The 1,538-nt window shown below is 66.5% G+C and carries 2 protein-coding genes; one reads left to right on the top strand and one right to left on the bottom strand.

Annotated elements, in window-relative coordinates; genetic code table 11:
* Positions 1–252 precede the first annotated feature (252 nt).
* A complete protein-coding gene (locus ACH4J0_RS43205) occupies positions 253–840 on the bottom strand; it encodes an NAD(P)H-dependent oxidoreductase (RefSeq protein ID WP_363783715.1) in 588 nt (195 codons plus the stop codon).
* A gap of 88 nt (positions 841–928) precedes the next feature.
* Here ACH4J0_RS43205 and ACH4J0_RS43200 point away from each other — a divergent pair, with 88 nt between their 5' ends.
* The gene (locus ACH4J0_RS43200; protein ID WP_363783716.1) at positions 929–1,417 is read left to right on the top strand and encodes a MarR family winged helix-turn-helix transcriptional regulator; all 489 of its coding nucleotides are present in this window, start codon (positions 929–931) and stop codon (positions 1,415–1,417) included.
* Positions 1,418–1,538 lie beyond the last annotated feature (121 nt).

Genomic DNA, 1,538 nt, shown 5'->3' with positions numbered 1-1,538 from the left:
GTCAGGCCCCCACCCTGCGCATACCGCATGTCAACGGCATACCGCAGGGATCACTACCTGTCACTACCCGACAACAGCATGAAATCCTCAGTAACCGGGCCGAGGCCGGCGCCCTGTATAGGCGTCGGCCTCGGTTCTTGAAGCGGGTCGGGTCAGCTTGTTCTTGCCCGTTGATGGTGATGGCCAGGCGGATGCGTCGCAGTGTCCGTCAGCTCTCCACGTCCGCTCACGTGATCGGCCACGAACCGGGCCTCATGCAGCCGTGGCCGTCGGCGTCTTGGCCTCACGGACCCCGCGCAGGGCGCCGGACCAGGCGATCACCTGGTCGAGCATGCCGCCCACGGCGGTGTCGAGGCCCTCCTGGGGGACGAAGGTGCCGGTGTGGAACGAGGGGTGTGTCGAGATGGTGGGCTGGGCCCGGACCGTGGCCACCTGGAGTTCGGCGAGGACGAGCCGCAGCGCCTCGGCGGCCCGGGCCCCGGCGACCCAGCCGCCGTAGCTGATGATCCCGGCGGCCTTGTCGTTCCACTCCCGGTAGACGTAGTCCAGGGCGTTCTTCAGGGCTCCGGGGTAGGAGCGGTTGTACTCGGGGACGAGGAATACGTAGCCGTCGAAGCTGTCGATGAGTGCGCCCCAGGTGCGGGTGTGGTCGTGCTGGTACTGCTGGAGGTTCGGGTTGCCGGGCTCGTCGAGGTTGCCGAGGTTGTGGTCGGCGAGGTCGATGAGGTCGTAGTCGGCGCCGCCGTGGGCACGGGCGGCCTCCAGCGCCCAGGCGGCGATCTGGTCGCCGCGGCGTCCGGGGCGGGTGCTTCCGAGGATGAGTGCGATGCGGAGTGTCATGGTCTTCCCCTCAGGAGAGTTGATGTGTCAACTCTAGATCGGGAAGAGTTGAAGTGACAACTGTGCTGGTCGCGGTATCCTCGGCGACATGACGGAGACTCGATCGCTGGAACCCGAGGAGTGGGAGTTCTGGGACACCTGGATGCGCGCACAGCGCCTGCTCACCAGGGAGCTGGAGCGTGGTCTGCAGCGTGACAGCGGAATCTCGAAAGCCGAGTTCAGTGTGCTGGTGACGCTGTGGAGGGGTACAGGCCCCGAGATGCGCGTCGGCGAACTCTCCGAGTCCCTCGACTGGGACAAGAGCCGCGTCTCACACCAGCTGACACGCATGGAAAAACGGGGCTTCGTAAAGCGCACCCAGTACGGGGCCGATGGCCGCCGCGCGGGGATCGGGCTGACCGCCGAGGGACGCCGCGCCGCCCAGAGCGCCATCCTCGTGCATGCCGACAACATCCGCCGCCACTTCTTCGACTCACTCACTCCCGAGCAGGCGGCGGTCATCCGAGCGTGGAGCGAGCAAGTAGTCGACCGCATCGAGCCGCGCTGCGGCGAGACCGCCGGCGACGGCGCGTCCTAGGGCGCGTATTCGGTCGTGATCAATCTGTGTCGGCGACGGGTGAAACGAGGACCACGGACGGCGGATCAAAAGCGGGTCACTGCGTGATCTCTTGATCATCCTGACTTCACTGGTACGGGAG

Source organism: Kitasatospora sp. NPDC017646 (assembly GCF_044329365.1).
In the GTDB taxonomy this organism is placed as follows: Bacteria; Actinomycetota; Actinomycetes; order Streptomycetales; family Streptomycetaceae; genus Kitasatospora.
Note: the sequence above shows the minus strand (reverse complement) of the source record. Positions and strands in the feature narration are given on the sequence as shown.

Coding starts and splice junctions, on each gene's coding strand:
- ACH4J0_RS43200 (WP_363783716.1), top strand. CDS start 929: ATGACGGAGACTCGATCGCTGGAACCCGAGGAGTGGGAGTTCTGGGAC.
- ACH4J0_RS43205 (WP_363783715.1), bottom strand. CDS start 840: ATGACACTCCGCATCGCACTCATCCTCGGAAGCACCCGCCCCGGACGC.